Source organism: Streptomyces sp. NPDC050485 (assembly GCF_044458185.1).
In the GTDB taxonomy this organism is placed as follows: Bacteria; Actinomycetota; Actinomycetes; order Streptomycetales; family Streptomycetaceae; genus Streptomyces.
The window spans coordinates 1-21,856 of the sequence record NZ_JBITHR010000044.1 but is presented as its reverse complement, the minus strand read 5'-3'; the positions used below and the strand labels follow the sequence as shown (position 1 = coordinate 21,856).

General features: G+C 69.1%; 29 protein-coding genes and 2 pseudogenes. 18 read left to right on the top strand and 13 right to left on the bottom strand.

The window, feature by feature from the left end; genetic code table 11:
• Positions 1 to 147 precede the first annotated feature (147 nt).
• The 11 genes from ACIBK6_RS40120 (at position 148) to ACIBK6_RS40070 (ending at position 8,678) form a co-directional block, all read left to right on the top strand.
• On the top strand, positions 148 to 330 hold the full coding sequence (locus ACIBK6_RS40120; protein ID WP_399058051.1) for a hypothetical protein: 183 nt from the start codon (positions 148 to 150) through the stop codon (positions 328 to 330).
• A gap of 722 nt (positions 331 to 1,052) precedes the next feature.
• Positions 1,053 to 2,615 carry an FAD-dependent monooxygenase gene (locus tag ACIBK6_RS40115; RefSeq protein WP_399058049.1) on the top strand — a complete coding sequence of 521 codons (1,563 nt, stop codon included), beginning with the start codon at positions 1,053 to 1,055 and terminating at the stop codon, positions 2,613 to 2,615.
• 54 nt (positions 2,616 to 2,669) lie between these two features.
• Positions 2,670 to 2,891 (top strand): hypothetical protein, encoded by a 222-nt coding sequence (locus ACIBK6_RS40110; RefSeq protein WP_399058047.1) that lies wholly within the window; start codon positions 2,670 to 2,672, stop codon positions 2,889 to 2,891.
• 411 nt (positions 2,892 to 3,302) lie between these two features.
• Positions 3,303 to 3,662, top strand: coding sequence for an IS3 family transposase (locus ACIBK6_RS40105; protein ID WP_399058045.1), 360 nt, complete (start codon positions 3,303 to 3,305; stop codon positions 3,660 to 3,662).
• Positions 3,650 to 3,910, top strand: coding sequence for a DDE-type integrase/transposase/recombinase (locus ACIBK6_RS40100; RefSeq protein WP_399058043.1), 261 nt, complete (start codon positions 3,650 to 3,652; stop codon positions 3,908 to 3,910). The genes ACIBK6_RS40105 and ACIBK6_RS40100 overlap by 13 nt, the downstream gene beginning before the upstream one ends.
• Before the next feature lie 51 nt (positions 3,911 to 3,961).
• Positions 3,962 to 4,204, top strand: coding sequence for an integrase core domain-containing protein (locus ACIBK6_RS40095; protein ID WP_399058041.1), 243 nt, complete (start codon positions 3,962 to 3,964; stop codon positions 4,202 to 4,204).
• Positions 4,205 to 4,512: 308 nt separating this feature from the next.
• Entirely contained in the window at positions 4,513 to 4,989 is a 477-nt protein-coding gene (locus ACIBK6_RS40090) for a hypothetical protein (protein WP_399058039.1), read from the top strand.
• A 69-nt stretch (positions 4,990 to 5,058) separates the two neighbouring features.
• Positions 5,059 to 5,697: a hypothetical protein gene (locus ACIBK6_RS40085; RefSeq protein WP_399058037.1), complete on the top strand. Its 639-nt coding sequence runs from the start codon at positions 5,059 to 5,061 to the stop codon at positions 5,695 to 5,697.
• Positions 5,698 to 5,809: 112 nt separating this feature from the next.
• Positions 5,810 to 6,034 carry a ferredoxin gene (locus ACIBK6_RS40080; RefSeq protein WP_399058073.1) on the top strand — a complete coding sequence of 75 codons (225 nt, stop codon included), beginning with the start codon at positions 5,810 to 5,812 and terminating at the stop codon, positions 6,032 to 6,034.
• On the top strand, positions 5,991 to 7,415 hold the full coding sequence (locus ACIBK6_RS40075; protein ID WP_399058035.1) for an NAD(P)/FAD-dependent oxidoreductase: 1,425 nt from the start codon (positions 5,991 to 5,993) through the stop codon (positions 7,413 to 7,415). Before ACIBK6_RS40080 ends, ACIBK6_RS40075 begins: the two co-directional genes overlap by 44 nt.
• A 24-nt stretch (positions 7,416 to 7,439) precedes the next feature.
• Positions 7,440 to 8,678: a cytochrome P450 gene (locus ACIBK6_RS40070; RefSeq protein ID WP_399058033.1), complete on the top strand. Its 1,239-nt coding sequence runs from the start codon at positions 7,440 to 7,442 to the stop codon at positions 8,676 to 8,678.
• A 133-nt stretch (positions 8,679 to 8,811) separates the two neighbouring features.
• Here ACIBK6_RS40070 and ACIBK6_RS40065 read toward each other — a convergent pair whose 3' ends face one another.
• Positions 8,812 to 8,958, bottom strand: a complete 147-nt coding sequence (locus ACIBK6_RS40065; protein ID WP_399058075.1) for a hypothetical protein — start codon at positions 8,956 to 8,958, stop codon at positions 8,812 to 8,814.
• On the opposite strand from ACIBK6_RS40065, the pseudogene ACIBK6_RS40060 reads away from it, so the two are divergent.
• Positions 8,956 to 9,066 (top strand): annotated as a pseudogene (locus tag ACIBK6_RS40060) (hydroxymethylbilane synthase); the annotation flags it as partial. The gene ACIBK6_RS40065 and the pseudogene ACIBK6_RS40060 overlap by 3 nt on opposite strands.
• 52 nt (positions 9,067 to 9,118) lie before the next feature.
• Here the strand turns inward: ACIBK6_RS40060 and ACIBK6_RS40055 are convergent.
• The 6 genes from ACIBK6_RS40055 to ACIBK6_RS40030 all read right to left on the bottom strand — a co-directional run bounded on the left by ACIBK6_RS40055 (position 9,119) and on the right by ACIBK6_RS40030 (position 12,076).
• A complete protein-coding gene (locus ACIBK6_RS40055; protein WP_399058031.1) occupies positions 9,119 to 9,481 on the bottom strand; it encodes a hypothetical protein in 363 nt (120 codons plus the stop codon).
• Positions 9,478 to 10,020, bottom strand: coding sequence for a hypothetical protein (locus ACIBK6_RS40050; protein ID WP_399058029.1), 543 nt, complete (start codon positions 10,018 to 10,020; stop codon positions 9,478 to 9,480). Before ACIBK6_RS40050 ends, ACIBK6_RS40055 begins: the two co-directional genes overlap by 4 nt.
• Before the next feature lie 317 nt (positions 10,021 to 10,337).
• Positions 10,338 to 10,691 (bottom strand): hypothetical protein, encoded by a 354-nt coding sequence (locus ACIBK6_RS40045; RefSeq protein ID WP_399058027.1) that lies wholly within the window; start codon positions 10,689 to 10,691, stop codon positions 10,338 to 10,340.
• Positions 10,692 to 10,754: 63 nt separating this feature from the next.
• Positions 10,755 to 11,498, bottom strand: coding sequence for a hypothetical protein (locus ACIBK6_RS40040; RefSeq protein WP_399058025.1), 744 nt, complete (start codon positions 11,496 to 11,498; stop codon positions 10,755 to 10,757).
• 39 nt (positions 11,499 to 11,537) lie between these two features.
• Positions 11,538 to 11,807, bottom strand: a complete 270-nt coding sequence (locus ACIBK6_RS40035; protein ID WP_399058023.1) for an integrase — start codon at positions 11,805 to 11,807, stop codon at positions 11,538 to 11,540.
• Between the two features lie 89 nt (positions 11,808 to 11,896).
• On the bottom strand, positions 11,897 to 12,076 hold the full coding sequence (locus tag ACIBK6_RS40030) for a hypothetical protein (RefSeq protein WP_399058021.1): 180 nt from the start codon (positions 12,074 to 12,076) through the stop codon (positions 11,897 to 11,899).
• A gap of 332 nt (positions 12,077 to 12,408) precedes the next feature.
• Between ACIBK6_RS40030 and ACIBK6_RS40025 the strand changes: the two genes are divergently transcribed.
• Positions 12,409 to 12,621 carry a hypothetical protein gene (locus ACIBK6_RS40025; RefSeq protein ID WP_399058019.1) on the top strand — a complete coding sequence of 71 codons (213 nt, stop codon included), beginning with the start codon at positions 12,409 to 12,411 and terminating at the stop codon, positions 12,619 to 12,621.
• A gap of 89 nt (positions 12,622 to 12,710) precedes the next feature.
• Here the strand turns inward: ACIBK6_RS40025 and ACIBK6_RS40020 are convergent, their stop codons facing one another.
• Positions 12,711 to 12,836: a hypothetical protein gene (locus tag ACIBK6_RS40020; protein WP_399058017.1), complete on the bottom strand. Its 126-nt coding sequence runs from the start codon at positions 12,834 to 12,836 to the stop codon at positions 12,711 to 12,713.
• A 343-nt stretch (positions 12,837 to 13,179) separates the two neighbouring features.
• Positions 13,180 to 13,575 (bottom strand): helicase associated domain-containing protein, encoded by a 396-nt coding sequence (locus tag ACIBK6_RS40015; RefSeq protein WP_399058015.1) that lies wholly within the window; start codon positions 13,573 to 13,575, stop codon positions 13,180 to 13,182.
• A 253-nt stretch (positions 13,576 to 13,828) separates the two neighbouring features.
• Between ACIBK6_RS40015 and ACIBK6_RS40010 the strand changes: the two genes are divergently transcribed.
• The 5 genes from ACIBK6_RS40010 to ACIBK6_RS39990 all read left to right on the top strand — a co-directional run bounded on the left by ACIBK6_RS40010 (position 13,829) and on the right by ACIBK6_RS39990 (position 16,904).
• Positions 13,829 to 14,035: a hypothetical protein gene (locus tag ACIBK6_RS40010; RefSeq protein ID WP_399058013.1), complete on the top strand. Its 207-nt coding sequence runs from the start codon at positions 13,829 to 13,831 to the stop codon at positions 14,033 to 14,035.
• Between the two features lie 138 nt (positions 14,036 to 14,173).
• Positions 14,174 to 15,241 (top strand): hypothetical protein, encoded by a 1,068-nt coding sequence (locus tag ACIBK6_RS40005; RefSeq protein WP_399058011.1) that lies wholly within the window; start codon positions 14,174 to 14,176, stop codon positions 15,239 to 15,241.
• Positions 15,242 to 15,394: 153 nt separating this feature from the next.
• The gene (locus ACIBK6_RS40000; RefSeq protein WP_399058009.1) at positions 15,395 to 15,895 is read left to right on the top strand and encodes a hypothetical protein; all 501 of its coding nucleotides are present in this window, start codon (positions 15,395 to 15,397) and stop codon (positions 15,893 to 15,895) included.
• Positions 15,895 to 16,416, top strand: coding sequence for a hypothetical protein (locus tag ACIBK6_RS39995; RefSeq protein ID WP_399058007.1), 522 nt, complete (start codon positions 15,895 to 15,897; stop codon positions 16,414 to 16,416). The genes ACIBK6_RS40000 and ACIBK6_RS39995 overlap by 1 nt, the downstream gene beginning before the upstream one ends.
• 215 nt (positions 16,417 to 16,631) lie before the next feature.
• Positions 16,632 to 16,904, top strand: coding sequence for a hypothetical protein (locus ACIBK6_RS39990; protein WP_399058005.1), 273 nt, complete (start codon positions 16,632 to 16,634; stop codon positions 16,902 to 16,904).
• 219 nt (positions 16,905 to 17,123) lie between these two features.
• On the opposite strand, the gene ACIBK6_RS39985 is transcribed toward ACIBK6_RS39990, so the two are convergent.
• From ACIBK6_RS39985 to ACIBK6_RS39970, 4 genes and pseudogenes are all read right to left on the bottom strand, one after another.
• Positions 17,124 to 17,846 carry a hypothetical protein gene (locus tag ACIBK6_RS39985; RefSeq protein WP_399058003.1) on the bottom strand — a complete coding sequence of 241 codons (723 nt, stop codon included), beginning with the start codon at positions 17,844 to 17,846 and terminating at the stop codon, positions 17,124 to 17,126.
• A gap of 333 nt (positions 17,847 to 18,179) precedes the next feature.
• Positions 18,180 to 18,911, bottom strand: a pseudogene (locus ACIBK6_RS39980) (ISAzo13 family transposase); the annotation flags it as partial.
• Complete coding sequence (locus ACIBK6_RS39975) at positions 18,808 to 19,875, bottom strand: IS256 family transposase (RefSeq protein ID WP_399058001.1); 1,068 nt, start codon at positions 19,873 to 19,875, stop codon at positions 18,808 to 18,810. The gene ACIBK6_RS39975 and the pseudogene ACIBK6_RS39980, both read right to left, overlap by 104 nt.
• Before the next feature lie 85 nt (positions 19,876 to 19,960).
• Positions 19,961 to 21,550, bottom strand: a complete 1,590-nt coding sequence (locus ACIBK6_RS39970; protein ID WP_399057999.1) for a putative glycoside hydrolase — start codon at positions 21,548 to 21,550, stop codon at positions 19,961 to 19,963.
• Between the last annotated feature and the right edge of the window lie 306 nt (positions 21,551 to 21,856).

The following is a 21,856-nucleotide window of genomic DNA, read 5'->3' as shown; positions in this document are numbered from 1 at the left end:
GTGCTGTTCCTGGCGCCGGACGACGTGGCCCGGCTCATCGCAGGCGTCTCCCAGCGTGCCGCCAAGGGCAGCACGCTGGCCCTGACCGCCGAAGTACACCCCGCGGGCCTCGACTCCACGCTCGTCGTCTCGATGGTGGACGACGTGATGTTCGCCGGCGCCAGCCCCCTGCACACCATCAAGTCTCGTGACGCCTGGCTCACCCTCCTCGACCAGCACGGCTGGCAGGTTCACGATGTGGCCAAGGTGACGGTGGTCAACCACTTCGAGCTGCCCATGACCGAGAAGCCCGCTCAGATCCAGACGCAGTTCCTCACCGCAACCGCGTAACAGGAGCACAGACCCCGCGTCTTGGCCCGCCCGTCGTCAAACGAATGACGACAGGCTCGGCGGGCGTCCAATGAGCCCGGACTTCCGGGGCCCGGCGGCGCCGCTGATCCAATCAGATCCGATGCCGGATGATGACAGGGTTTGCTGACAGCCAAGGTCGAATGCGACCACCGAGACGGGGAGCGGCATGGTGTGACTGAGCGCTCGACCTGGCCTGTGCGCACCACGGGTGGCCCGGCTGAGCGCGAGAGTCGGCCCGCCTCTTTCCCGGAGGTCAGCGACCCGCCGGCATCCACCGGGCCAGGCAGGCAATGCCCCGGCTCTGATGCCCCGGCCGCCGCCCCGGAGTGGAGCGCCTGGTGGGCGCCTCGCCGACCTGCCGCCCATCGTGATCGCCGACCTCTTCGGCATCGCCCCTGGTACGGCCAACCGATGGGCCCGCCTCGCCTACGGCAGTTGGACCGAATACCTGGCCGCCTGCCGCACCGCACTGCACCGGCCCCGTCGGGCAGTGCCCCAAGCCGGCGCCGCTTGGCGGTCGCCGCCGGGGACTTCCCCCGTGCAGGTGACCGGCGGGGGGCGGGTGAGGTAGCTGGGGAGGAGCGCGGACGGCCCGCTTCCCGTCCCACCTCGCGGGGCCTGGTCCCTTGACATCGCGGCGCCTGTTGTGGCTGGTCAGGGCGGTGAAAGGGCCTTTTTGGCCCTCGGTCATAGTGGGCGCCATGGACTATGACGTAGTGGTGGCCGGAGGCGGCCCGGTCGGACTGATGCTGGCCTGCGAGCTCCGGCTCGGAGGCGCGCGGGTGGCCGTCCTGGAGCGCCTCACCGAAGTGAACCCGACGATCAAGGGCGGGGCGATCACCACGCCCAGCGCCGAGGCGCTCTACCGCCGGGGCATGCTGCCCGCGCTGGCCGAGGTGCAGCGGCAGGCGATGGACCGCTTCCAGGCGTTCATGCGCGAGCGGAACGGCGGGGACGGAGGCGGGGCCGCGGGCCAAGGGCTCGGGTTCGTCGGGCACTTCGCCGGGATCATGCTGCGCGCCGACCTGGTCGACCGTACGGAGCCGGGCCTCGGCGACGCCGGACCCGCCGCCGAGATCGCTCTCGTGGCGCAGCAGGACATCGAGCGGCTGCTCGGTGAGCGGGCGGACGAGCTCGGCGTCGACGTGCGCCGGGGAGTGGAGCTGACCGGCTTCGACGCGGACGACGAGGGCGTCACGGTGCGGACGAGCGGCGGGGCGATACGCGCCGGCTGGCTCGTGGGCTGCGACGGCGGCCGCAGCACGGTCCGCAAGCTCGCGGGGTTCGAATTCCCCGGTACGGACCCGGAGATCACCTGTTACCAGGCGGTCGTGGAGATGACCGGCGCCGAGGACCTGACGGTCGGCTGGGCCGCCACGGACACCGGGGTGTACGCCCACGGGCCGATGCCGGGCCGCATCGTCACCGTGGAGTTCGACGGCCCGCCGGCCGACCGGGACGCGCCGGTCACCACCGAGGACCTCCAGGCGCGGCTGCGCCGCGTCTCCGGCGTGGACGTCACGATCACCGGGGTGCGGACCGCGACCCGCTTCACCGACCACGCCCGCCAGGTCACCGAGTACCGCAAGGGCCGGGTGCTGCTGGCGGGCGACGCGGCGCACGTGCACTCCGCGTTCGGCAGCCAGGGGCTGAGCCTGGGTATCGGGGACGCGATGAACCTCGGCTGGAAGCTCGCCGCGGTGATCGCCGGCCGGGCGCCGGAAGGGCTGCTGGACACGTACACCGCCGAGCGGCACCCGGTCGGCGCGTGGGTCCTGGACTGGACCCGGTCCCAGGTCGCGGCCATGCGCCCGGACCCGCAGTCCCGGGCCCTGCGCGAGATCGTCAGCGACTTGGCGGGGACGGTCACGGGCACCACGTACCTCACCGCGCGGCTCAACGGTGCCGGGGTGCGGTACGAGCTGCCGGGCAAGCACCCGCTGACCGGCCGCAGCACCCCGGACCTCGAACTCACCGACGGCAGCCGCCTCGCGGACCACCTCCACGGCGGCCGGGCGCTCCTGCTCGACCTCACCGACGACCCGGAGCTCCGGGCCCTCGCCGCGGGGTATGCCGGCCGCGTCGACACCCTGACGGCCGGCTGCCCGTCCCGCCCGGAACTGGCAGCGGTCCTCGTCCGTCCGGACGGCTTCACGGCCTGGGCGGCCGACGCGGGGGCGCAGGCGCCGACGTCGACGGCCGGGCTGGCGGAGGCGCTGGAGGAGTGGTTCGGCGTGCCGGAGGGCGCGGTGACGCCGGGCTGATCCGCCGCTCCGGGTGGGCGGGGGCGTGAACTGTGCCCCCTGCCCGCTGTGTTCGTGGTCTTCCACGATGGCCCGGGAATCCGGCCGCCGGACATCGTGGGAGCCGGTTCGGGCAGCACCGGCAAGGCCCCCGCACCGGCCGTGGTGCGAATGCGGACCGGCGCCGCCGATCGTCTTGCCCCGCTTGCGGGCGGACTCGTGGCCTTCGAGGGCGCGGTCGCGTTCGGTGACGAGCTGAGCGCCGTACCTGGCGAACCCCGCCAGGTACGGCGCTAGTCGCTGATCGACGAGTTGCGTGCGCGCCAGCAGCACCTGCCGGGGCTTGCCGAGCAGCGGCGTCAGTTCCTCGACATAGACCCTGACCTGGCCGGACGCGCCTACGTGCCGTCGCCCGGAGAAGCCCCGCCCCTGAAGGACGGGCCGCCCGGAGCCGTCCGGGCCCCGGCGACGTGCGCGGGGTGCCATCCCGACGGAGCCCACCCCCGTCTGCTCGGGCAGGCGTTCCGCCCGAAACTGGATTCGGGCCGCCGACGGGCGGCGCCCGGGCTCTCATTCGGCGGCCCTGGTGGCCGCGTCGACGCCGGACTCGGCGGAAGTTGCCGCGTTGCGCAAGCGGGTCCGAGAGCTTGAAGAAGAACGGGATATTCTGCGCGAAGCCGCCCGATATTTCGCGGGCGAGACACGCTGGTGACCCGCTTCCAGTTTGTCGCCGACCACCAGCGCCGGTTCGGCGTGAAGCGGCTGTGCACCGTCCTGGGTATCGCCCGCTCGAGCTTCTGCTACGGGCACTGCACCGCACCGGTCCGCGCGCTCCGGCAGGCCGCCGAGGCCGAGCTCGCGGCCCGGATACGCAAGGTCCACCGGGACTCCGACGGCGCCTACGGCGCCCCGAGGATGACCGCCGAACTCCGCGACGGCGGCGGTCAGGTGGTGAACCACAAGCGCATCGCTCGAGTCATGCGCGGCATCGGGTTGGCCGGAGTTCGTCTGCGGCCCGGCACCGCACCACGATCGCGGATCCGGCCGCGGCGAGGGTGCCGGACCTGATTGGCCGGGACTTCACGGCCGAGGTCCCGAACGCGAAGTACGTCGGCGACATCAGCTACTTGAGAGTCGGCGGCGGGAAGTTCTGCTGTCTCGCGACCGTCATCGATCTCTGTTCACGACGTCTGGCAGGGTGGGCGATCGCCGATCACATACGGGTCGAGCTCGTCACCGACGCCCTCGCGGCGGCCGAGCGGACTCGCGGCAGCCTCGCCGGGGCGGTGATGCACACCGATCACGCGGCCCAGTAGACGAGTCGGGCCTTCGCCGACGCCTGCCGCCGGGCCGGCGTCCGGCAGAGCATGAGCGCGGTCGGCAGCAGCGCGGACAACGCCGCCGCCGAATCGTTCAACGCGACCTTCAAAAGGGAAACGCTGAAGGGGCGAAAGTGCTGGTCAAACGAGCGCGAGGCCCGACTCGACGCCTTCCGCCGGCTGTCCCGCCACAACACCCGCCGCCGGCACTCCCGGCTCGGCCAGCGATCACCGATCGCTTACGAGAACACCTTCCACTCAACATCAACTACTCTGACCCGATCCGCATAGACGTGTTCAGGATCCGGGGTCAAGACCCGCCGAGGGGCGGGCCGACGTATGGACAGTCGAACGGCCGGTACGCGGGACCACGGTGGACCGGGGTTGCTCTGTGAACGAGCGGTCATCTGTCGGGGTTCACCTCTGCCCTCCGGTTGCGGCATGGTGGCTTGCGGGGATCGTGTCCGGATCGGTCGGGTACTGCTGTGCCGGCCGTCCCCGACCGGCGCGGCCACCAGACCGCAGAACATCTGCGACGGCTCCTCTATCACTGTCCCGAGCTCCGCCGAACCCACGAATTGGTACGCCGGTCGGCCGCCATGCTCGATGCCCAGGATGCCGCACCACTGCCGGGGTGGCTCGACCAGCTCAGCGCCAGCGGACTGGCCCCGCTCGCGGGCGCTGCGAAAGCTCTGGGCGAAGACCGGCACGCCGTCATCCAGGGGATCACCACCTCCTGTAACCCGGGGGTCAACGAAGGCCGCATCACGGACGTCAAGCTCCAGAAAAGGATCATGGCGGGACGCGCCGGCGTCCCGCTCGTGCGCCACCGAGTCGTTCTGATCGCCCACCAACGCCGCCGCTACGTGGACGGACTGGGAAATCGAGGCGCCGGGGGAACCGTGGAGCACTGGCCGACGACGGGCGTCCCGTCGTCGGCCGTGCTGCGCAAACCAGCCCGGCTGCGCACCATTCAGCAGCGCCGCCGCCGGCACGGACGCGTGATTGCCGGGCCCGATCCCGATCCATCAGCAGCCATAGCCTGTATGGCGCACCGCTGTCTTCCTCCCGAGTGACTCCGGTGGCGCGAGTCCCTGGATCGCTGATGTTTGTACGAAGGAGGACCAGGCGGAAAGCGAGAGACCATGGAGCGAAGGCACGAGCGCCTCGCGACACCCTGGGCCGCCGGGGTGGCCGGGGTGGTGTTCGCGATCCTGATGGCCGCGGCGATCGTCCTGATGCGCATCGCTCTGCCCGGCGGCGCCGGCGGGGACGACGTATCCGTCGATGCCGGACAGCGCAGCGCCGTGCGGACGGCGCTGGCGCTGCTCCCGTTCGCCGGTATCGCCTTCCTGTGGTTCATGGGCGCCCTGCGCGAGCAGGCCGGCGAGGGCGAGGACCGGTTCTTCTCCACCGTGTTCCTGGGCAGCGGCCTGGTCTTCGTCGCCACCCTGTTCGGCGCCGCCGCGGCAGCCGGAACCGTGCTCGAGGAGAGTCAGCAGCACCCTCCTTTCGGCCGGCACTTCGCCTACGCCCTGCTGACCACGTACGCCATGCGGATGGCGGCCGTGTTCATCATCACGACCTCGACCATCGGCCGCCGACACGGCGCCCTCCCGCGCCCGCTCGTCGCCCTCGGCTACCTGGCAGGCCTTGCGCTGCTCGTGGTGGGAGCGAACGCGCCCTGGTCCGAACTGGTCTTTCCGGCCTGGGCGTTGCTCCTCAGCTTGAACATGCTGCGGGGTCGGCGTCCCGCCCGGTCACAGTCGGCCACATCGACCTGAGCCGACCACACCGCTCACTCGAACGGTCGCCCTCTCGTCGCTTCATCCCATCCGGACACCGAGGGTGGTCACAGGGGGGCTGAGCGGGCCGTTGGAGAGGACCGATCCCGTGGTGAGGATTGCCGTCGACCTGAACCGCTGTCAGGGGTATGCGCAGTGCGCGTTCCTCGCGCCCGAGATCTTCGCCATGCATGGCGAGGAGGCACTGCTGTACAACCCGGAGGCCGACGAGGCACAGCGCGAGAAGCTGGCTCAGGCCGCCGCAGCGTGCCCCGTTCAGGCCATCCTGGTCGATGCGGTGGACGCCCCGGCCGAGGCGGTGTCCGGTGAACGGTGACGGATCCCTGGAACGGCTCAAGCGCGAAGGCCGCATCGTCGTCGTCGGCGCCTCGCTGGCGGGCCTGCGGGCTGCGGAAACCCTGCGTGACAAGGGCTTCGCGGGCTCTCTGACAATCATCGGTGACGAGCCCTACGAGCCGTACGACCGACCCCCGCTGTCCAAGCAGGTGCTGCTGGGCAAGGCGACCGCCGACCGCACTTCGCTGCCCAGGCGCCGGTCCGTTGATGCGACCTGGCGGCTCGGGGTCCCGGCCACCGGCCTGGACATGCCCGCCAAGCGGGTGCGGCTGGCCGACGGCGACGAAGTGCCGTACGACCGGCTGCTGATCGCCACCGGGGTACGGGCGCGACCGTGGCCTCACGAGGCCGAGGCGGAACTTGACGGTGTCTTCGTGCTGCGGACCCGTGACGACGCAGCCGCCCTCGCACGGCGGCTCGACGAGGGACCCAAACGGGTCTTCGTCCTCGGCGCCGGGTTCACCGGCTCGGAGATCGCCTCCGCCTGCTGCGAACGCGGCCTTCCGGTCACCGTCGCCGAGCGCGGCGCGGCGCCCCTGGTCGGCGCACTCGGCGGGGTGGTCGGCGCAGTCGCCGCCGAACTCCATCGCAAGCACGGCGTGGACCTGCGGTGCGGAGCCATGGTGACCGCTCTGGAGGGCGACGCCTCGGGACGTGTGCGCGCCGCGCATCTGTCCGACGGCTCCACCGTGGAGACCGACGTGGTGGTTGTCTCGCTCGGTGCCACCCGCAACACTGGTTGGCTCGCCGGATCCGGACTCGGGGCGGGCCCTCGCGGGATCGCGTGCGATGCCGGCTGCCGCGCGTTCGACATCCGCGGAATCGTGACCGACGACATCTATGTGGCGGGCGACGTCGCCCGCTCCCCGCACGCCTTGTTCGGCTACCAGTTCCTGTCCCTGGAGCACTGGGGCAATGCCGTCGCCCAGGCCGGGATCGCGGCGCACAACATGCTGAGCGAGAGTACCGACCGTCGCCCCCACATGTGGATGCCGGCCTTCTGGTCCTCGCAGTTCGGAGTCAACATCAAGTCGGTCGGGGTGCCGTCACTGGGGACGGAGATCCTCATCTCGCAGGGTTCGCTGGAGGAGCGCCGGTTCGTCGGCGTCTACGGGTACCAGGGGCGCGTCATCGGTGCGGTCGCCTTCGACCATGGCCGGTGGATGCCGTTCTACCAGGAGTTGATCGAGACCACCGCACCGTTCCCGCCGAAGTTCCCCACGGTCGACCGGCACTTGGACGGACAGCAGCCGATGGACGCGGACTACCCCGACCCGTCGGTCCCCACTCACGGCCCCACCGTGACCCTCAGCGGATACTCGCCGGCCGACCGCCGGATGACGTTCACCCCTGCGCATTGACCCGCACGGCCACGAGGACTCGCCATGACGCAATCCCCCCTGCACCAGATCCTGGACTACGCCAACCGCGCCAATCCGTACCCGATTTACGAAGAGCTGCGGAAGACGCCGGTCCACCACGAGGAGGACGGGCCGTACGTCGTCAGCACCTACTACGAGATCCGCAGCCTCCTGCACGATCCCCGGATCAGTTCCGACGCCCGTAATCTGGCCTCGACCGCCCGCGACCCGCTGGCCGAGTCGTCCCAGGTGGACGAGAGCGCCCTGCCGCCCAGCTTCCTGCGGCTCGACCCTCCGGAACACGACCGGCTGCGACGTATGACGAACCGGCCCTTCGGCCCGCCGCACTCCCCCCACCGGGTCGACGGGATGCGCGGAGAACTCCATGGCATCGTCTCCGGCCTCATCGACGGCATCGGCGATCCGGGCCGGATCGACCTGGTGGACCAGTTCTCCTACCCCTTCCCCGTGACAGTGATCTGCCGGCTGCTCGGGATTCCGCGCGAGGACGAGGCGCGCTTCCACACCTGGGCGGACACGATCGCTGCGAGCCTGGACCCCGACCCGGACGCGGATTCCACCGAGCGGGGCAATACGTCGCACGACGCCCGGATGCAACTGGGCATGTACTTGGCCGGCCTGATCGAGGAGCGCCGCAAGAAACCCGGGAACGACATGCTTTCCGAGCTGGCGACGGCCAAGGGCGAAGACGGCTCGATGACCACGATGGAACTCCTCAGCACCGCGGCGCTGTTGCTGATCGCGGGCCACGAGACGACCGTCAACCTGGTCACCAACGGAATGCTGACCCTGCTGCGCAACCCCGATGTCCTGGAGCGGCTGCGCGCGGATCCACGGCTGGCCGTGCCCATCGTCGAGGAACTGCTGCGCTTTGAGCCGCCCGTACAACTGGTGCCGCAGCGCACCACCCTCGCCGACATCGAGGTCCGGGGCGTCACCATCCCCAAGGGCGCCTCTCTCTGGCTGGTCCTGGCGTCCGGCAACCGCGACCCTCAGCGCTTCGAGATTCCGGACCGCTTCGACCCGGACCGCGGGGACATCCAGCATCTCGGCCTGGGCAGCGGCATCCACAGCTGTTTCGGCGCACCTCTCGCCCGGCTGGAAGCCCAGTTCGCCCTGTCGGAACTGGCCCGGAGGCTGGAGAACCCACGTCTGCTGGAGGACCCGCCGCCGTACCGGCAGAACGCCGTGCTGCGCGGGCCGCGGCATCTGCCCATCTCTTGCGACGGGATCCGCCCTTAGAGGCAGGGTGCAGAACGCGGCGATCTTGTCCAGGTGGAGTCCGCCCTCCTCGGCGTGCCCGCGACGGCTGTCGGGGCCGGTGTGGGCGGCGGTGTACAGAGCGAGGAGCCGGGCGGTGGCGCCCAGTTTCCTCTTACGGAGCTTCCCGGTCGCCGACTGCTTTCTGGGCCCAGCCGGAGATCCTGGAGCGAGTGGTCCTACCAAAGGCGAACGGGCGGGACCGCTCGGGCAGCAGTGCGGGGACGGTGAACGCGGTGGCCTCGATCAGCTCCTGCAGCATGCGCACGAGCGGGCCGGCCCTCTGGATCCGGCGACGCTCGGGACGTCTGTTGCGGTCGCGCTCCTGCGGCAGGGAGCCCGGGAGCTGATCGACTCCATCGCACACTGACGCTCGTCCTGCGCAAGGCCCCATCCCACGGGGCAGATTCCAGCGGTCGTTGTCAGCCGTTGGGCTTGGTGACGGTGAGTGTGATCGGCTGATCCTGGTTGATGGCGGTTCCGGCGTCGGGGCTGCTGCCGGTGACGATCCAGTTGGTGGTGGCGGTGTCGTCCTGCATGGCGTCGTGTCCGTCGGGCGCGACGGCTTTGGCGACGGTGAAGCACAGCAGCGGCCCGGCGGCTGCTTGGGTGAGGGGTTTGCCGTTGAGGCCGTCGGGTACGGGCCGGGGCCACGCCATGCCGGAGCAGAGGGTGCCGAGTCCAGGCTTGGCGTCGGTGGGCTTGGCCGGCGTCGGGCTGCTGCATCCGGTGAGGAGCAGGCCCATGGCGGCGAGGACGAGAGCGGCGGTGCGGGTGTGGTTCACGGCCGCCTCCCCGCTGTGATCTGAGCCCCGAGGTGGGGCACGGTCTGCGTGGGGAAGAGCGTGGCGCGGCTGATGTAGCAGCCACGCCCCCGGGGGTCATTCAGTCGGCCGGTGTTGACGGTCAGGGCTGGCGGCTGGAAGGCGTCCATGTCCAGGGTTCCCGACATCCGGGTCACGAGGGTCACGCTCACGTCGCCAACTGTGCCCTGGAATCGGTCGGTTCCGGAGATCGAGTTGGTGGTGCCGTCGAGGAAGTTCTTGCCGTCCGTGGTGGCGCAGGTCCACGCGATTGTGCCGGTGACGATGCCGCCCTGGCATGCGGCTTGGTCGAAGCTGACGGTGAAGGTGGTCAGTTGGACGCCGCCTGACGGTTCGCCTTTCCCTTGATAGGTGCCGGATGCAAGGCAGTTCTGCGGGGCGGGTGCGGCTGCGGTCTGGGCGGGCACTGCGGTGGCCCGGCGATTGTGGGGTGCGCAGCCGGCGAGGAAGAGAACTGTTGTGGCAGCGGTGAGGGATACGGTCAGAGTGCGGTGGTTCATCTGGGCCCCCTGGGGTGAGGGGGCTATCCGACCGCTGAACGCTCGGGGCGGCGACCGGTGTTGCCGAGTCGTGACCCTTCGCGGTCGGTTCACTTGGGCGGGTGGCCTAACTGCTGACCGTTGGGGAGTTGACCGTCCATGGATGATCTCGCCTCCCCTGTGCCCGGTGCGTACCCGGACGCCCTCCGCCTGCCCCTGCTCACGCTCGCCGAGGCGCGGGAAGTCGTGCGGCTGTTGATGCACTTCGGCGGAAGGCCGAGTCGAACGAGGAGTGGGATGCCGCCTCGCTCGCCCTCGACATCGCCGCACGCCTCCCGTCAGAGTGACGGCGCAAAGTCCCTCGCCTTGATCTTGGCTCTGCGGCCGTCGTCGTGGTGAAAGACGATCCCCTCGCAGTTGCAGGCGGTTGCCAGTGCGAGCACCGCATCCAGGATGCATCCGAAGGTGAGCTGCGGGACGTCCACATGCCGCGCGAATGCGTGCTCGACCAGGAAGTGCTCGTCGGCATGCTCCGCGTTGATCTTTGGCCCGATGAGCTCGAAAGTGCCTGTAGTCCCGGGCTGTGGCCCGCAGTTCTCAACTGCCTCGGCGTGGAACTTGGCGAACGACGACTGCTCTATCGGCTCCCAGCCGACGGTCCGACCCGTGACCTCGTCAGTCGACAGGGCCACGTAGCCGGGCGGCATCGTCTTGCCGGGCTTGATCTCGCGGCGGGCCCTGTGAAGCTCGGAAAGTCATCGCCGCTGGTCAGGCGGCGTACCGGTACTCGTTGATGGCACCGCCGAGGACGCGGGTGTGCAGGAGTCTGCGGCCTCCGAGGTCGTGGACGGTGGGGGGCTGCCCGGAGGCATGAGGGGGTCGTTGATCTCGGGCTCGGTGAGGTCGATGCCCGTTGTAGTGCCGTTCGAAGTCGGTGAGGACTTGCCGGGCGTGGCCTCGTTCATGAGCGGGACGTGGTCGAGGGCCTCGCGGCGCACGGTGCCGATCACCTGGTCGCAGTGCGCGTTCATCCGAGGTGCCCGTGGCGCGCTGAGCGGTACGTCCATGTCCTCGGCTTCGAAGACGGCGTCGAAGGACTGGCCGTACTTGGCGTCGCGGTCGCGCAGCACGAAGCGCAGGGACTTCGTGCGCGTGTCGAGTTGATAGGCGAGATTGCGGGCCTGTTGCGTCGCCCAGGCTCGGCTGGGGTGGGCGGTGACGCCGGTGATGTGCAGTCTGCGGGTGCCGTGTTCGAGGAATGCCATGACGTACAGGCGCTTTCCGAGCATGGTGTCCATGTGGAAGAAGTCGGCTGCGATGATCCCTTGGGCTTGGGCGCTCAGGAACGCGCGCCAGCTGGGGCCGGACCGGCGCGGAGCCGGGTCGATGCCCGCGGCGTTCAGGATCCCCCAGACCGTGGACGCTGCGATCGGACGCCCCAGCCGGGCCAGTTCGCCCTGGATCCTTCGGTGTCCCCACTGGGGATTCTCGTCTGCCAAGCGCAGCACCAGTTTCCTGAGCGCGGCCGCAGTCGGGGGTCAGCCGGTGCGGCTGAGGCGGGCGGAGTAGTCCCACTTCTTGGCGATCAGTTCGCGGTGCCAGGCCAGCAGGGTGCCGGGCGTGACGGGGAAGACGTCGGCCCAGCGGCGGCGCGGTATCAGCGAGGACAGCGCGGAGAACCAGAACCGGTCGGCGGACTCGTAGCGGACCGGGCCCTTGAACTGACGGCGCAGGACTGTGTCCTCATGTCTCAGCACCAATAACTCGGCGTCCTTGGCGGTGTCTCGGCGCAGCAGGACCACCGGCATGGTCAGCATCGTGCGAGCAGCGCGGCACAACAGCGACAGATCATCGGGGCAGCGTCCCAGCCACCACCGACAACCATGGACACCGCTGTTCACCTGCAGCGACGACACAGCTCGTCCGCGCGCTCGGCCACGTCGCCCCGGCCGGAGTGCCCCATGCCGAGCGACGCCGGCACGGTGGGCTTCAGCGGACGCAGCGCAGCCGCCGCTTCCTCCAGTTCGTCGTCCGGAAGAGCGTCGATCCACTCGTGGAGCTCATCGCGCGTCGTCATACCCCCAGCGTACGCATTGGGCGGGGCGCGGACACGGGCCCACAGGCCGGATTGGTGGGGCGTCAACCGTCACAAGGCATGCATGGCCACGACCGCGGCCGCGGCGCCACGGCCCTGGGATCCCGGAGCCTGGTAAGCCCGCCGTTGGCGCTAAGGGCATGATCTTGGCCGCTCCTCCCCTGACGGCCGATCAGACGCACGGAAGCACTGACGCCCTAAGGCTTTTGCTTCAAGGGCCGCCAGCGCGAGGTCTTCTACCGGATACCAGCAGCCGCCCGGCTGCGCCGATCTTCCTCTACGCCTCAGGGACGGCCCGGTCTCGAAGCAGGGCCGTGCACGACGTCCGTATCGCCCCGTCCCCGCCGGTGCGCCGACCACACCGGCCGCCGACGATCCGGCGGTCGATCCTTCTGGGCGATGATGAGGCCGCAGGCCGTCTCGTACTGTTCTGCGAGCGGATCGGTGAACCCCTCGACCGCGGTCTCGCGTCCCGCCGCTACGTCCTGTCCGGCGACCGCCGCGCCCTGCACGGCACTGTCCTGTAACGGGTGCCCCGCCGGGGTGGCCGGGCATCGCTGGTGGGTGCGGGCCGTGTCGTGGCGTGCCTAGCGCCGGTGCCGGGCGGTCACAGCTGTCACTCGTCGGTGCAGAGGACCTGGTCGCGGGTGATCTGCACGGGTCGGGCGCCGGGGTCGCAGTTGCGGTGGATGTACAGGCCTTGGGCGCAGGTATAGAACTCCCCCTGCCCTCCGAGGGACATTGCCCCTTCCCGCTGGCAGGACCCGAAAGGCGTCGGATGGGGTGTTGCGGTGCTCGGGCTGGACAAGGGGATGACGGCTGCGCCGGCTAGGAGCAGGGCGGTGGCGATCGGGCGGACACGCATCGGGTTTCTCCCGTTCTCGTGGGGTGGGGCCTGCCCGGTCTAACGCGTGTCTAAGGCTCGGTGTTCGCCGACGCACCGGGAGGCCCGGCGGTCCCACTCAAAAGGGCGCGTGCCGGCGACGTGCTTCGAGCGGCCCCATGGTTGTCGTCACCGGGACCGGGGGTGGCCCGGATAGCCACTGACCGTGCCCGTCGACTGTCCGCAACCCCAGAAACCCCACCTACGCCCCGTCGATCCCGAGCCCGGCGAGCCGCTCCCCGTTCAGCTTGTCCCGCCTCGCCTTGGTGTTGGAGATCCACACGCCGAGCTTCACGACCATTGGCGCGGTCTCGCCCTCCATCGCGATCTCCTCCGCATGGGCCCTGGGGGCGCGGTGGTGGCCTTCGCGGGCGATGTACTGGGCGAGGGCTGCTACGCCCCGCTGGAACGCCGCTGATGCCTTCCTCGCCGTCTTCTTGCCGCCGTTCGCTGCCGGGGCCGGGGCCTTGGTGGGGAGCTCGACGGCTGGTTGGCGCGAGTCGGCTGTGCTTGGCCATGGGCTCGATGGCCCCGTGCTCGCTGCAGGCCATGACGTGCCAAACGGACGTTCGGCTCGCCGGATACCCTTCCTTGGCATGTCGGCATCAGACACAGGTGCCAAGCGAAGCGGAGAGGCTAGTGGCTCGTCTCGGTTCCTCGGGCAGCGCCATCTGGCTTGTGATCATGGTTTGTAGCCTGTCCTGGCGGCTACGTGCTGTCGAACTAGGAGGGGGGTACGGGGAATGGTGGGGTCGGCTGATGGACCGGGTGCGGAGCAGTCCGTCGGAACTCGGCTGAATCAGATACCCGCCCCCGGCGGTACGCCGGGCCTGTTGGGTAGTCAGAAGGACGTGGCTTCGACCCCGGCGCAGAAGCAAGCTGCTGCGCGCGCGATCGAAGAGCACATCGAGCCGGACACTCGGACGTCGGGCAGCTGGGCGGACGACGAAACAGCTGCCGTGGTGAAGGAGTTCGATGCGCGCGACGGCCACGGCTGGTTGGCCTCGGGTGCCCTCAAGAAGGCGCATAAAACCTGGGGGACCAGGTCAAATCCCTGATGGACAGGCTCAGTTCGGAGAAGGGCGCACTCCGCAGCAGCGACACCCTTTTCCAGAATACGGACGTCGGCGTGCACTCCCAGGTCCGTTCGTCCTCGCTCGACCACTACTGAAGCACGTCGCACCACGGGGAAAAGCATGCCGACCTACCACGAAATCCTGAGCACCGACCTGTCCAAGCTCACCACCGCGGCCGACCGGTGGGACGGCATGGCGGGAGAGTTCGAGAAGCGCGAGAAGGCGTACCGGCGCGATGTGCACGGCATATCGCTGGGAGATTCCTGGTCGGGACTGAGTGCCGACGCGCCCAACAAACGGTTCGACACCACGCTCAAGGAGTTCCAGTCCGCGCAGACGGAGGCCAAGGCGATCGCTTCGCTGCTGCGCGAGGCTCATGCGAATCTCGTGGATCTGACGGCCAAGCTCAAGACCGCCCGGCAGGAGGCCATCGACGCGAAGATGACGGTCTCGGACCAGGGCGTGGTCGCCTACGCCTACTCGACGCTCACCGAGAGCGACAAGAACGTGCTGCATCACGATCCCGACTATCAGGAGAGCGTCCGCAAGGCGGTCGGCTCCTGGCAGGACCGTATCGACCACGCGGTCCAGGCCGTGACCGACGCGGACAAAGGAATCGAGATCGCCTTCGGAGCAGTCGTGCTCGACTCGGACATCACGGACGGGACGATGGGCACCGGCTTCAACGGACAGGCCAAGGGCGACATCAGCAAATACACGGAACAGAAGCCGGTCGGCACGAAGAGCGACGGGTGGGACGCCGAGGGCAAGCTCAAACTGACGGGGCCCAGCGCCGGCTTCTCCATCACCACCGACCCCAAGTACGGGAAGGAGGGGTCGGTCAAGGCGTACGCCGACCTTTTCCATGTGACCGCGAAGGGCTCGTTGACCAAGGGTGATCTGAAGCTCTCCGGGGTCTCTGACGTCTACGGCGGAGCTAGGGCCACCGCCAACTATGGCTTCAACAACAAGGGTCTCGTCGCCAAGGCCGAGGTGTCCGCGGGAGTCCGGGACCTCGCGGAGACCCGGATGGACTACGGGGATCTCACAGGCGTTTACGGGCGTACCGATGGATTCGCGGGCGGCGAGGCCTCGGCCGGTCTCAAGCTGACCAAGGAGGAAGCCACGGTCGGCGCCAAGGCGTTCTACGTTCCTTTCCGAAGCCGTAGGCGCGGGAACGGGAGTTGAGATCACGTTCAATCCACACAAGTTCACCAAGGCCGTCGACGGCGCGGCTGACGCGGTCGGTGACGCGGTCGATACAGTCGGCGACGGCATCGGATCCTTCAGGAAAAGCCTCATCAACTTGCTCTGATTCACTTCCCTGGAAGGAGGACTGAAATGTCCACCGCACTGCCCATGCCCCTGGAGTTCCGGCTGCCGGAGGGCTGGCTCCCAGCCCGTCCGGCCGGGTTCGAGGCCGAGGAGGTGGCCTTCGCCGCGGTGCATCCGCGACCGGACGCCGGATTCGCCGCGAACATCACCATCGACGGAGGCTTCCCGCTGGAGGGGGTCACGCTGGTCCAGCTCGCCGACGCGTCGCTGGAGCAGCTTCGCCAGGGCGCCGAGTCGGTGGTGGTGGCCGACCGTCGCGAGGTCGGCCCCGAGGACGCGCCCGCCCTGACCCAGCGGCTGACCTTCTCAGCCGTCGTCGACGCAACGCCCCGCGACCTCGTCCAGTCCCAGGTGTACCTGTCCCTCGTCGACACCCGGGATCCTCACCAGCGCGCGCTGATCAGGCTCGCACTCACCGCCACCGCGGCCCAGCACGATGCGGTTCTGGGGGACTTCCAGGACTTCCTTCGTACCGTTCGGCCCGAAACCGCGGCAGGGGCACGGTGATGGGCCGTCTCAGGGACAGCTGGGGCCGCTATCGGGACCGCCGTATGGGCACCAAGTACCCCGACAGCGGCGTCACTTCACTTCCCGCCCAGGAGGTCCGGGCCGCGTTGCTCGCGCTCAACGGGACCGGTGTGCCGTTCCGTGTGCGCCATGCCTTCGGCGGGGAGAAGGCCGATCTGGTGGCGGAGTGGCAGATCGTGCTGCCCGCGATGGGGGACTCTGTCATCGGAGACCAGGTGGAGCGGTCCATGAAGGCCCGTATACGTCTGGCCGTCGCCGAACGCGAGGTACATGTCCTCGACGAGGTGCGGGAGGTGGCGCTGGTGGGGGACCCGCCCCGGCGAGGTGTGTCACGCCGGTGGAGCCGCGGACCGTACGTCGGGCGGCAGTGGGAGTACGAGAAGGGCCCGGACGGCCGTCGGCGCAAGGTGGTCCTGTTCGACTCGCGGGACATGCGCGATCCTCTGCGGAACACAGTCCTGGGAGCGGGCTGGACATGGCGGGGTGTGCGGAGCCTCTGACCGGCCACGAGGCGCCGGGCCGGGTGGCGCGGCACCGGGACGAGTAGCGCAGGTGGCGTCGGCGGGGCGCGAACTCGGCCTCGTCCACGGGGCAGGGAGACTCTGCGCCTGCCGAAAGCTCATCCGTGCAGGTCGCGGCCCTGTTCGCGTGCTGTATCACGCTGGGTCGGTCCTCGGCTGTCGGGAGCGTCCGGCCCGCGTCATGAGGACCGCTCGTGCAGTTCCGCCTCGCCTGCCTGACCGTTACCAACGTCTTCGCCGCGTTGTGTCTGCTGCCGGTGTCCGACCGGGACAAGGACGCGGAGATCCTCGCCCTGCGCCACCAGATCACCCTCCTCGAACGACAACTCGGTGCCGAGAAGGTCACATTCACCCGCAAGGACCGGGCCTTCCTGGCCGTGCTTCTCGTGCCGCTGCCCGCGAGGTCCTGCGGCGGCTGCGGCTGCTGGTCCACCCCGACCCGATCCTGCGCTGGCATCGCGACGTGATGAAGGGCCGTCACGCGAAGACCTGCCGCCCCAACAGGCGCGGACGCCCGCGCACCGTACGCTCCATCCGCGCCCTCGTGCTGCGCCTGGCCGGTGTGACCGGTCGTTAGTTTTGTGTGTGGGTGGGGTTTGTGGCCTTGGTTGGGACTGGTCGTTCGGGTGTCGCCAGTCCTCGGTCTGGTTGCCGGGGCGGAGCCGCCGGTCGCATGACCGCTCGCTTTACGAGAGCCGTACCGCGCAGTCTTTCTGCTCCAGGTAGTTGTCATCATTCTGGCTTGTGATCACGATGTTCCCCTGGAGGCTTGTCACCCGGGCGAGGGGGACAGGCACCGTTGAGTCCACCGCTCCTTGGACGGAGTTCGCGCTGACCCCCACGTCGCCCTGGTTGACCGTGAACCAGTCGCTTCCGCCGTTGTCGGCAGCGGTCCTTGCCCCGTTGCCGAGTGCTTCTGTAACGGAGTAGCTCTTGCCGTCGGCGCCAGTCACGGCCAGCTGGAAGATGATGCTGTAGGGGTTGCTACCTGTTGGTGGGTACGGCTGGCCGGAGTCGTTCAGTACCAAGGCGCTGTACGTTGATGTACCTGGCCCGTTCTGGGCGTCTGTGTACCGGATGATGCAGTTGGTGAGTCCTTGCTGGGCGCCATGGGCCAACGTCTTGGGTCTGGTGCTGCCGTTGCGCTTTTGTTGCGAGGGCTTGGCAGATGCAGAGTGGGAGGCTGGCGTGGGCCGCGGGGACGTGGTGACGCGCACGCTTGGACTGGCAGGCGGCTTGGCTTCGGCTGGTGCCTTCTTTTGTGGTCCGATGATGGCGCCGATGACTGCCAGCGCCGCGACGCCGAGAACGAGAGCGCCACCGCAGCCAAAGCACCCCTTCTCCCGGGCGGACATGCGTGACACGGGTACTGGTGGCTGCGACTGCTGGCCCCAACTGGGTGTGGTCATGCGGAACCCCTGCTGTGCGGAGAAGAGATGCACACACAGTGGCGGCAATCGGGCGAATCGCGGGTCGTGTTTGCCGGACCTTGGCAACTGCAGTCAGCGTTCACCGGCCCCGAGGGCTGGACGTGGCGAGGCCCCGGCTGAGTTCTGGAGAGTCTCGCGCGTGGCCCGCAGCTGAGCCACTCTGCGCGGCAAGCCTCTCCACGTCGCCGATGGCGACGGCATCCTGTCGCGCAGACTGGTGCAGCTCCCAGGTGGGCTTGATCCGCTTTGACGGACATCGGAAATCAGGGGCTTCGGCCCCAGAAGGATGATGTCCATCATGGAGAGCACCGCGGGGTAGTCGTACTGGCCGCGCGCCTGCCACCAGCGTCGGATCGACGAGGCGGCGAATGTGGCGGTGTTGTGGTCGGTGCCGACGTTCACCCAGCCGGTGTTCGCGGCCATGTCGTAGATCCCGTACGGGATGACGGACTCCATGTGCGGACCGGCGAAGAAGTTGTGGTCCTCGACTTCGACGGGCTGTCCAGCCGGCCGCCATTCCTGTCCGGGCATCGGCAGCTTCCCGATCTGTTCCTTCTTCTTCGCGTCCATGCTGATCACCGGCTCGCCCGCGGCCTGGTGTTCCTTGACCTGCTCGTTGATATAGCGGAACTGCGCGTCCCGGTCCGGGTGTTGATCGCCTTCCAGGGTCTTGGCGGTGCCCTGCAGGCTGAATCCATGCCCCTTGAGCAGCCGGCCCACCGTGGGCGCGGTCACCCGGTGCCCTTGCCGGGACAGCTCCGCGGCCAGGTGCCGCAGCGACTTCGTCGTCCAGCGCAGCGGCGACATCGGATCACCACGCTCGTCCGGTTCGACCAGTGCCATCAGCGCCGGAACCAGCCGCGGGTCGATAGCCTCGGCCCGCATACGCCCGCCACCAGGACGCCGGACACGTCCTTCGGGCAGCGGATCGACTCCGGCCTCAAGTTCGAACACGCCCTTGCGAACCGTCGTCTCGCTGACCTCGGCTATCCGAGCAACCACACCGACGCCTCCATGCCCGAGCGGCCGGGCCTCGGTCGCCAGCGCCAGACGCCGTTGACGCTCGTTCAGGTGCGGGAGCAGAACGTCGAACCGCCGCGCCAACTGGCTGCGGACCTCGTCGGATCTGCCCATACCACGTCAACGAGTTCGTCTCCGCGAAGCAACGCGTTGTTTCTTGACGGCTTCGGTGAATCACGCAGGTCTGGACGGTGGCCTTGGGCCAGGTCGCGGTGACCGCGTCGGGCAGGCCCTTCAGGCCGTCGCGGGCGACGATGCACACGTCCTCGACCCCGCGGTTGCGGAGCTCGGACAGCACGGCCATCCAGGTCGTGGCGCCTTCGCCCTCGTCGCCGGCCCACAGGCCGAGCACGTCCTTGCAGCCGTCCATGTCCACCCCGCCGGCCAGGTAGACCGGCCGGGAGGCCACGGACCCGGAGCGGATCTTCACCCACAGCGCGTCGATGTAGATGATCGGCCAGACCGCGTCCAGCGGGCGTGTCTGCCATGCTTCGAGCTCGTCGGTGACGGCGTCGGTGACTTTGCTGATCAGGTCTGGTGAGACCTCGATGCCGTACATGCCGGCCAGGTGGGAGCGGATGTCCCGCACCGACATGCCGCGCGCGTACAGCGACAGGACCTGGTCGTTGAACCCCGCCAGCCGCCTGGCGTGCTTGGGCGCCAGCTGCGGCTCGAAGCTCCCGTCGCGGTCCCTCGGCACCGCCAGTGTGACCGCCCCGGCGTCGGAGAGTACCGTCTTCGGCGACGTGCCGTTGCGGCTGTTGCCCGAGCCGCGGCCCGAGGGATCGTGCTTCTCGTAGCCGAGGTGCTCGGTCATCTCCGCGTCCAGGGCCCGTTCCAGCACGGCACGGGTGACCTCCGTCAGCAGGCCGCCCTCGCCCAGCAGGGCCGCACCCGAGGCGTCGGCACGGTCCATCAGCCGCTCGACGACCTCACCCACCAGCTCGTCCTCGACCGCCTCGACAGCCGGGATCCCGTTGTCGTTCATGCCAGTCCGTCCCGGCTGGTCAAGGCCCGCATCGGGACCCCGGCCAGCCTGTCACATTACGGACTGCTGGGGATCCAGGCTCTTGTCATCGCAGGGTGGTCAGTGCCGCCCCTTGATACATGGCTCCGGCGTTCCAGAGCAGGAAGGAGTTCATGCCGTCCCCGGCCGCCGCTCTGATCTGGTCGGCGACTTCGCTGGGGCCGTAGTGGACGCCCAGGGAGAAGTCCTGGAGCCAGGGGACGATCGTGGCTCCGGTGCCCTTGACCTGCTTGGTGAAGTCGGCCAGCGACCGGTTGACGATCTCGTACGGGCTGGCGTTCGGACTGGCGACCCCGTACTCCCCGGCGGCCCAGTGCGAGGGGTAGACCATGGGAGCGATGTAGTCGGCGTGTTGGGCCATGGCGGGGATGTCCTGGGCGATTTCGGTGGGCCGGGTGGCGGCGATGCCGAAGACCGAGACCCCGAGGTATCTCCCTTCGGGCTGGATGCTGCGCTGGGTTTCGGCGACGAACTCGGCGATGGACTTTTCGGGGGTCTTGTCGCCCAGGCCGGGGAAGCGCAGTGTGGAGAGCTTTCCGTCGGGGCGGCGCACGTAGTCGTACAGGATGTCGTCGAAGCCCAGCTTGGCCGCTTCGGTGGCCAGGGCGATGTTGTACTGGCGGACCTCGGGATCGGCGAAGTTGGTGAACGAGAGCGTGCCGTAGTGGCCGCCGTCGTACGGGCTGCCGTCAGGGGCCAGGACCAGGCGGTGGTCCTTGCCCTGGTGGTGGGATGCCTGGGCCAGGATGGGGTCGCGGAAGGCGACGATGCGGCCGATGACGCGGGCTCCCATGCCGTGCAGGGTGTCGATCACCTTGTGTGCGTCGTAGCGGTTCTTCACGGCGCCGATCTCGCGGGCCAGCGGCACGGAGGAGTCGTAGCCGACCTCGCCGTTTTCGTCCTTGATGTCGAGCTCGACGGCGTTGAGCTTCTTGTCTTTGACGAGCTGGAGAACCGGGTCGCGGACCTCAGACGAGGACCAGCCGATGGCGGTCAGGTGCGCGGCCCGGGTGAGGGGATAGGGCGCGACCGTGTTCACATGCTCGCGGGTGACGTTGCCGGCCGCGTCCGTGGCTGCCACCTCGATACGGGCGGGGGGCTTTTCGAGCCGCTGGGAGAAGGTGCCGTCGTTGCCGACGGGCACGGGCGCACCGGCTATGGAGACCTTCACCTGCCCGGCGTCCTCGACCCGGCCGCTTACCGTCACCGGTGCGCCGGGCCTGGTGGCTCGGGCGGGGGACAGCCGCAGTTTCGGGGCGGTGGTGTCCACGGTGAACGTCCGGGATATGTCGTGCAGGAAGGACAGGCCACTGTGGGATGTGGCCGTCAGTTCGTGCCTGCCCTCGGCGAGCGAGGGGGTGTCGAGTATGAGGCGGCCGTCGGCCCGGTGGGTGTGCACCGGTTTCCCGTCGAGCCGCACCTCCAGCTCGGCCAGGTCGGCCCCGTCCTTGGCTGTGATGGCAAGGCGCAGGTTGCTGACGTCGGCTCGGCCCAACACGTCCTTGCTGCTGAGCCCTTCGACCCGAAGCTGGCGGGAGGAGGACTGTATCGCGAAGGCCCCGAGCGCCGCGCAGACCGGGACCAGCAGGGAAATGGCTATGACGACGTATCGCGTTCGGGGTCGTTTTCCGCGCATGTTCACTCTGCCGTTCTCGAAAGAGGTTTCCTTGCGTTATGACATAGCCGCCACGCCGTCCGCCTAAGAGGTTTCGAGCGAGTAATCATGCATTCGGCCTATCGTGCCGGGGCGTGCGTCACGCTGTTGCCCGAGGATTGGAGACGACGGGAAGCATCTCGTTCACATCCGGAGGCATCATGCGTCAATCCCACCGAAGCGGCGGCGCGGGCATCGTCGCGTCGGCCATCCTGCTGCTCACCGCCTGCTCGGCAGCCCAATCCCCGCCGGAAGGGGGCCAGGACGGGCCGTCGGGACGGGCGCGCA